Genomic DNA, 8,032 nt, shown 5'->3' with positions numbered 1-8,032 from the left:
TTTTTTTCATAATTTCAAGCTTTATATATTTAACCTCTCCTAAAGGTAGCTAATACAATTAAAATCAAAAAGCTACCTTTAGGTTTAGTTCAACATTATATATGAAATCAGAGCAATAGTTTAGTGTCAAATCAAAAGGTCATTTCCTTTTTGCGATGGCGCTAGATTTTTATAAATTAACAAGAAATAAAAATGCGCAGATAAATCAATTGGTTCAGGTATACTTGCCTTGCTCCGATTCATATATTTAGCGTTGTACTGCATTTTAGAGAACCCTTGTGCATTCATTAAGATATTACATGGAGAATCTTGATTCGAGATTATCAAAAGCATTGATTTTGATAACAAATAAAGTAAGAAAGATAAATTGATTAAGTTGTGTTTTGAATGGATAAAGAAATCATATATAAACTATTTTTACTCGGACAATTACATGAGCATCGTGCGGATTATATGAATGATAATTCTGCTGAATTACTGAATCCGATAAATAAGATTATTGTCAAAATAATTAGTAAAGATGAGATACAAGTAAGATACAATTACTATGATGAGAATTTGATTGTGATGCTGACAAGTGAAACAATTTATGATTTCTTAGAGGATTTGCTGACTAGAGATAATGCGCATAAAATAAATACAAAAACGGGAGAACTTATCTTGATTGAAAAATGGAAAGATGAATTGAAAGATTATATTATGAAAATACAATTGGACAAGGAATACGATAGATATTTAAAACATGTGAAATTAGAGTCTATGAGATTTGAGATTGAATATTATGATGGAATAATCGTTCTTAGAGATAAGAATAAAGAGTTGATAACTAATATATTGATGTTGAAAAACGCAGTACAACACGCAATATAGCAAAAAGCGGTGAAGTGCTTAATTGGAGCGGGTTTATCCCGTTTCAGCTTCATCTCGGTTTGATAGTGAATCGCTCGCAATCCGCTTCATGCCATATTGCCACCGTTACAAATAATACAAAACCAAAATTCAGAAAAAAATGAAAAAAACAAGTTTAGTTTTAATAGTGATAATAATAAGTGTTTTTGTCATCAGTTGTGACAGTGACCCTTGTGATGATGGATATACCCAACTAGATAATGGAGTATGTGTTCCTGATTATGTTGTTGGAATAGAAAAGAACGTTGAATTAGGAAATGTTTTTTACCATTCAAAATATGGTACGATTACATATAAAAACGGTAATTGGTATAATGATGAAAACTTGATTATTGAAAATATAAATAGATAGATATAATGAAGAATATTTTCACGATTCTTTTGGTCTTTTCGTTTTCTTTAGTAAATGCCCAATTTAATAAAGGAACGGTTTTTTTGAAAGACTCTACTAAATTAGAAGGTTTGGTTAGAATCAAAACATTTGGAGGAATTAAATTTAAGTCTACGAAAGATTCAAAATCTACCTTTTATGATTATAAAACAATTACGGGATTCGATACAGAAGGCGAAAAATATAGATATATAAAATATCAAGACGGATTTCCCCCAAGACTATTAAAGGAAAATATAAAAGGAAAAATATCACTATATAGTAATGAAGTTTATAATCCAGGTCATACCATACCTAATGGGTTTGCTGGTGGAGGAACAGGAATGACTTTCGGTGGTGGTTCTGCAACAATTTATTTCATCCTTGTAGAAGACAAACTTCAAAGAGTTGGAACTAGACTGAAAAAGAAACATTTGAAAATTTTAGAAAACTGCACAAGTTTAGTTGAGAAAATTAAAAAGAAAGATTTAAAAAAAAAGATGTTTATAAAATCATAAATTATTATAATAATAGTTGTGATTGATAAAGTACTATTTGTAACAACTAAGTATTCATGTGGTCGGTATGACCGAGCATGAAGGCCGTGTTGACTAAACCGGGTCGATATTATTTAGTATGGGGATTGCTATGTATTTCTATAGATCTAGATGACGTTGAACATGTCTAACAGGTAAATAATGAAGTTATTTTCTGCCTATGCTCAAAAAAACTTTGAACATTAATATATTAATCGTAATATTGCAATGAATAAATAAAGAGGGAAAATGGGATTAGCAAAAACCGAAATGTTTACAGATAAACAAAATGAGATATCTCTTTTTGCTAAAGTATTTGGACATCCTGCAAGAGTTGCAATTTTACAACATTTGTTTAAAATTAGCTCGTGTGCGTGCGGAGATTTAGTAAGTGAAATCGGATTGGCTCAACCTACGATCTCACAACATTTAAAAGAATTGAAACATTTAGGCTTGATTAAAGGAAATGTAGAGGGAACAAGTGTTTGTTACTGCATTCATAAAGAAAATTGGATAGCAATGAAAACTGTTATGACCGAATTTCTTAATCAAGACGTAAGCGAAAATCAAGATTGCTGTTAAAAAATTTGCCTTGATTAATCGCAAAATCGCAATAAACAAATATAGCTATGAAATTATCACAAGCAAAATCAGTATTAAAAGAATTGGAAACTATAGGTTTTCAATTACCAAATGGAGAATTAGTGCCAAATCACTTTCATGTCACCGAAGTTGGTAAAATCACAAAACATTTTATTGATTGTGGCGGAACTGAAAGAAAAGAAGATGTGGTGAACTTCCAACTTTGGAATGCAAACGACTACGATCATAGATTGCATCCCGAAAAACTATTAAATATTATTGAACTATCTGAAAAGGTTTTAAAAATAGCTGATTTGGAAATCGAAGTAGAATATCAAGCGGATACCATTGGGAAATTCGGACTTGATTTTGACGGACAACATTTCTTGCTTACCAATAAACAAACCGACTGTTTGGCCAAAGACAAATGCGGAATTCCGGTAGAAAAACCTAAAGTAAACTTATCAAATCTTACTAATGAACCTTGTTGTTCACCAGATGGAAATTGTTGCTAAAACCAATTTAATTCAAAAAAAATGACAACAACAAAGCCAAAACTATTTTTAGAAATAGAAAATTCAATCAAAGAATTAGATCCTCAAACAATTTCAAATGGACGAAAAGAAGTTTTACAACCGTTAACTGATTTTATCCAGTCAAAGGTTTCCGAGAACCAAGTAATTCGTCTTAATTTCATTTGTACGCACAATTCTAGAAGAAGTCATTTATCACAAGTTTGGGCACAAACCATGGCTAACTTCTTCAATATTAAAAATGTGTTTTGTTATTCAGGAGGGACAGAGGCCACAGCACTTTTTCCAATGGTAGCAGAAACTTTGCAAGACTCAGGGTTTCAGATAAACAGCATTTCAAAAAGCGATAACCCAGTGTACAGCATTAAATACGCGGATAACGAGCATCCAATCATTGGGTTTTCAAAAAAATTAGATGATGATTTTAATCCAAAATCTGAATTCGCAGCAATTATGACGTGCTCACAAGCGGATGGTGGTTGTCCTTTTATTGCCGGTGCAGAAAAACGTATTCCGATAACTTTTGAAGACCCAAAAGTGTTTGACAATACCCCACAACAGGCAGAAAAATACAAGGAAAGAAGTCTGCAAATAGCAACTGAAATGTTTTACATTTTCTCTCAAATAAATTTATAAAAAATGGCTTCAAAAAAATTAAGTTTTCTTGACAGATATCTAACACTTTGGATATTTGTAGCAATGGCTTTTGGTGTTGCGCTTGGCTATTTTATTCCAACCTTTCCAAATATTATAAACTCATTTAGTAGCGGAACTACAAATATTCCGATTGCAATCGGTTTAATTTTGATGATGTACCCACCTTTGGCAAAAGTTAATTATTCGTTACTACCAAAAGTTTTTAGAAATACAAAAATCCTTTCTATTTCGCTTATTCTCAATTGGATAATCGGTCCTGTTCTCATGTTTATTTTGGCAATTACTTTTTTACGAGAGTATCCAGAATATATGGTCGGACTTATTCTGATTGGTTTGGCTCGTTGTATTGCAATGGTTTTGGTTTGGAACGACCTCGCAGATGGAAGTAGTGAATATGGAGCAGGTTTGGTTGCCTTAAATAGTATTTTTCAAGTGTTTGCCTACAGTTTTTATGCTTGGATTTTTATAACGGTTCTTCCGCCGTATTTCGGATTCGAAGGGGCAATTGTAGATATTTCAATCAGCACAATTGCAGAAAGCGTAGCAATTTATTTAGGTATCCCGTTTGTAATGGGAATTTTGAGCAGACTGATTTTAGTAAAACTTAAAGGTGAGGATTGGTATACAAATAAATTTATTCCGGCAATTTCGCCAATAACTTTAATAGCCCTTTTGTTTACAATTGTTGTTATGTTCTCTCTTAAAGGAGAACTGATTGTAGAAATTCCGATGGACGTTCTGATTATTGCAGTTCCCTTGCTTATCTATTTTACATTAATGTTTATCATTGGTTTTTTCTTTACCAAATCATCAGGAGCAGAATATGATAAAACAGCTTCCGTAGCATTTACAGCTGCAGGAAATAATTTTGAGTTAGCGATTGCTGTTGCAATTGCAGTATTCGGATTGAATTCAGGTCAAGCTTTCGCAGGAGTAATTGGTCCTTTGGTTGAAGTACCGGCTTTAATTTTATTAGTGCGCGTTTCCTTTTGGTTACGTAAAAAGTATTATACAAAAGCCAACGCTTAAAAGGCAAGCTGAACGGAAAAAGCCGGCGTCCCATAACTAAGCATTAAATACTGAATATATAATATCGAATACTGAAGTTAGCGTGTTGAATTTCAAACATAAAATACTAAATATAAAAGTATTTGTCACGGATTAAATTTCATTTGAGTTAAAAACGTCTTATGCAATTAGAGTTTCCCCGCCCGTTTGAATCACATGTCTAAGTAGGCACCGAAAAGATGCGTTTGGGCGGGTTGGTTCATGTCATCCCGAGCGGAGCCGAGGGGTTGGGCGATGCAAAAAAGAATAGACACTAGTTAAATACTGAATATCGAACACCAAAGTGATAATTATAAATATAACTTAAGTCACGTCCTGATTATTGTTTCCATGACTACTGAATCCTGATTTCTTGATTCCTCTTTAATACAATTATTAGTTTTGCTTTGCCACTAGGTTTAAATTAAGTCAAAACACTAAAATACCATTAAATCAACTCGGAATAAAGTTTGTAGATAAAAAACTATCTTTGTTATAATAAAAGTTAGGATTATGAGTATAGAAACCACAAAATTGGAATTAATGCATCTTTTACTTCAAACACAAAAAGAAAGTATTCTAAAAAAACTCAAATCCGTTTTTGATGAAGAGCAAGTTGACTGGTGGAGTGAAATGTCTAAAAATGAACAAGAAGAAATCAAAACAGGTTTAGAACAAGCAGATCAGGGTGAATATATACCTAATGAAACTGTATTGAAACGTTTTGACAAATGGCATTAAAAATCGTTTGGGCACCACAAGCCGAAAATGGATTAAATAAGGTTTTAGATTACTTGGAAAAAGAATGGACACTTATGGAAATTCTTAATTTAGAACAAAATATAAATGACCTTTTACATAGAATAAGTAAATACCCTAAAATTTGTCCTCATACTGAAAAATTCGACAATGTTCACAAAGGATTAGTTGATAAAAATAATTATATAATCTACAGAATTCAGCCAAAAAAGGAATTGATTGAAATCATTAACTTTCGAGGAACAAAACAAAAACCAACAGAATAAGCACTAAACCACAATCGAGTAGCCCGACTTGGGAAATTAATACCCGCTCAGCTACCTCTCTTAACTTTTGCCTTATGGCTAGTAACTAACAACAACTAGTGCCTATAAAAAATTCGTTTATCTCAAAAAAAATCTGTAGTTTAGTAACACTCAAAATCAAATTCCCACCCCACTTAGCTACTTTGAATCGTTTGTCACGTACTCAATAGGCCGTTCAAGGAACATGGATCTTTTTCCAATTTTTGTAACAAAACAATTCTAAAATGAAATTAGTTAAGATACTATTTGTCGGAATTACCATTGTAATTACGGGTATTGTTGCGTACTTCTTATACCATACTAATAAAACGGTTGTATTCAATCCTGGTCCAGAATTTGTCTATAAGGGTCTAGTAAACGTAAAAAAGATGAACTACCAGAAGCTCAGAGAATTTATAGTCTTAACTGATTCTACTCATCTGGCAGTAACAACCTTGCTACCTAAAAAGAAAAAAGAAAGAAACTTTCCTACGGTCCTAATCTACACACCGTATTCTGGTAGTGTAGTCATTCCAGAGATGTCAATGGTGGACAAGTTCAAATCAAAATTTGCCTTGAATATTTGGGGACCCGATTATGAAGTAATGCTCAACCCAAAAGTAATAAGTACCTTAGTTAGTAACGGATACGCCATTACAATGGTAGATATGCGTGGAACTGGTTCTTCCACTGGAAATTCCGCTGCATTAGATCCTATTCATATACAGGATTCCAAAGAAGTTCTTCAATGGATTGCAGAGCAAGATTGGTCAAATGGCAATATTGGAATGATGGGATTATCATATTATGGATGGTCTCAATTTGCTGCTGCCAGCACAAAATCACCGCATTTGAAAGCAATTGCACCAGAAGTTATATTTTATGATGCTTACAGTGAGGCAATACGCCCTGGTGGTATTTATGCTACAAAGTGGTTGACTGAATATTCGAAAATGATTGAATTTAAAAATAAAAATTTATGGAATACAAGTTACCCCGCTGCTGCAGCATATCCATCAGAACCGGTTGTAGACGAGGATAAAGATTCAGAGTTGAAAGATGAAATTCCTATTCTAGAATTAAATCAGAATGACTTAAATTATTATCTAAAAGACAACATAGAATTCAGGGACGGTAGACAATCAAATGAAAGCTATTATGTATCTATGACAAAAGAGCATTACTCCAATTTATCGCCCGTGGGTGCTGCCGAACAGATAATCTATTATGAAGATTCAATATCATTTGGAAATAGAACTTATGGATTGGACAAAATTAGTGTTGCCCAATTCATAAAGGATATTAAAGAAACTGAGATTCCAGTATTAATTATTGGCGGCTTTTTTGATGGATTTTCAAAAGGAACATTGATGAGTGCTGCTAGTCTTATAGATAGTAATAAAACCTATGTTTTTATGACACCTAGATTTCATCTGCCAGGTATGTCAAAGGAATATTGGGAATTTTTTAATTATCAATATTCACATCTAGATCAGAGAACTTCAATGCTGTTACAATTTTTTGATAAATACTTGAAAGAAATTGATAATAATTTGGATAAAAAGCCACCAATAAGAATTTATACAGCTTTCGATGGGTGGGAATATTTTGACTCATGGCCACCAGAAGGAACAGTTCCCACTAAATGGTACATTAATAAAAGTCGTATGCTGCAAACAACAAAACCCAAGGATTCCGCTTTTCATAGTTACGATATTGATTTTACCCATAGTTCGTCCTATAATCAAAACCGGATAAATCCTATGCAGATGTATATGGCCAGCGATTCGTTGTTGCTTCGTAATAAGCTTGATAAAAAATGCCTAGTATTTGAAAGTCCTACCTTAAAAGAAGAATTAAAGGTTACCGGTCATCCAAGAGTTTTATTACAAATAACATCAAATCAAAAAAACGCAGACCTTTATGTATATCTTAGTGATGTGGATAGTACCGGGAATGTTCACTATGTTTCAGAAACAAAACTAAGAACAAACTGGCACAAAACTTTTAATAATGATGGTATAGTCAATTATCAATACGATGTGAAACCAGACATCCCTTGGCATTCCTTTAGAAGAGAAGATTTTGTTACAAACCCTTTAAAGATAGATTCCGTTACACCTATTGAGTTAAGCATGCAGCCAATTTCTTGGAAATTTAGAAAAGGACACAAAGTTAGGATTGCTATTGCAGGCGCGGATTTAGAAAATTACGAATTGAATCCTTATTTATGCAATGATAATAATCCAGAAAAATGTAAACCTACAGTATTAACAATAAGAAGCAATAACCAATATCAATCGTACATTGAACTACCTATAAGAAAATGAATTGGATAGAACACCGTATTGAATA

The 8,032-nt window shown here is 32.7% G+C and carries 10 protein-coding genes; all 10 read left to right on the top strand.

All coding sequences use genetic code 11. The features are described from left to right. Positions 1-387 precede the first annotated feature (387 nt). The 10 genes from BD809_RS07230 to BD809_RS07185 all read left to right on the top strand — a co-directional run bounded on the left by BD809_RS07230 (position 388) and on the right by BD809_RS07185 (position 8,007). Complete coding sequence (locus BD809_RS07230) at positions 388-870, top strand: hypothetical protein (RefSeq protein WP_148782298.1); 483 nt, start codon at positions 388-390, stop codon at positions 868-870. Between the two features lie 139 nt (positions 871-1,009). Beyond that, positions 1,010-1,261: a hypothetical protein gene (locus BD809_RS07225; RefSeq protein WP_148782297.1), complete on the top strand. Its 252-nt coding sequence runs from the start codon at positions 1,010-1,012 to the stop codon at positions 1,259-1,261. Positions 1,262-1,266: 5 nt separating this feature from the next. Next, a complete protein-coding gene (locus BD809_RS07220; RefSeq protein ID WP_148782296.1) occupies positions 1,267-1,797 on the top strand; it encodes a hypothetical protein in 531 nt (176 codons plus the stop codon). 267 nt (positions 1,798-2,064) lie between these two features. Beyond that, positions 2,065-2,397, top strand: a complete 333-nt coding sequence (locus BD809_RS07215; protein WP_148782295.1) for an ArsR/SmtB family transcription factor — start codon at positions 2,065-2,067, stop codon at positions 2,395-2,397. A 47-nt stretch (positions 2,398-2,444) separates the two neighbouring features. Next, positions 2,445-2,912: a DUF6428 family protein gene (locus BD809_RS07210; protein ID WP_148782294.1), complete on the top strand. Its 468-nt coding sequence runs from the start codon at positions 2,445-2,447 to the stop codon at positions 2,910-2,912. A 21-nt stretch (positions 2,913-2,933) separates the two neighbouring features. After that, entirely contained in the window at positions 2,934-3,566 is a 633-nt protein-coding gene (locus BD809_RS07205; RefSeq protein ID WP_148782293.1) for an arsenate-mycothiol transferase ArsC, read from the top strand. A 3-nt stretch (positions 3,567-3,569) separates the two neighbouring features. Next, positions 3,570-4,616 carry an ACR3 family arsenite efflux transporter gene (gene arsB, locus BD809_RS07200; protein WP_148782292.1) on the top strand — a complete coding sequence of 349 codons (1,047 nt, stop codon included), beginning with the start codon at positions 3,570-3,572 and terminating at the stop codon, positions 4,614-4,616. A 531-nt stretch (positions 4,617-5,147) separates the two neighbouring features. After that, on the top strand, positions 5,148-5,375 hold the full coding sequence (locus BD809_RS07195; protein WP_148782291.1) for a hypothetical protein: 228 nt from the start codon (positions 5,148-5,150) through the stop codon (positions 5,373-5,375). Beyond that, positions 5,366-5,659 carry a type II toxin-antitoxin system RelE/ParE family toxin gene (locus BD809_RS07190; protein ID WP_148782290.1) on the top strand — a complete coding sequence of 98 codons (294 nt, stop codon included), beginning with the start codon at positions 5,366-5,368 and terminating at the stop codon, positions 5,657-5,659. The genes BD809_RS07195 and BD809_RS07190 overlap by 10 nt, the downstream gene beginning before the upstream one ends. A gap of 263 nt (positions 5,660-5,922) precedes the next feature. Further along, positions 5,923-8,007 carry a CocE/NonD family hydrolase gene (locus BD809_RS07185; RefSeq protein WP_148782289.1) on the top strand — a complete coding sequence of 695 codons (2,085 nt, stop codon included), beginning with the start codon at positions 5,923-5,925 and terminating at the stop codon, positions 8,005-8,007. Positions 8,008-8,032: the final 25 nt, after the last annotated feature.

The sequence above is a fragment of the Aquimarina intermedia genome (assembly GCF_008124785.1).
In the GTDB taxonomy this organism is placed as follows: Bacteria; Bacteroidota; Bacteroidia; order Flavobacteriales; family Flavobacteriaceae; genus Aquimarina; species Aquimarina intermedia.
The sequence above is the reverse complement of the archived record's forward strand: the minus strand, read 5'-3'. Positions and strand labels throughout refer to the sequence as shown.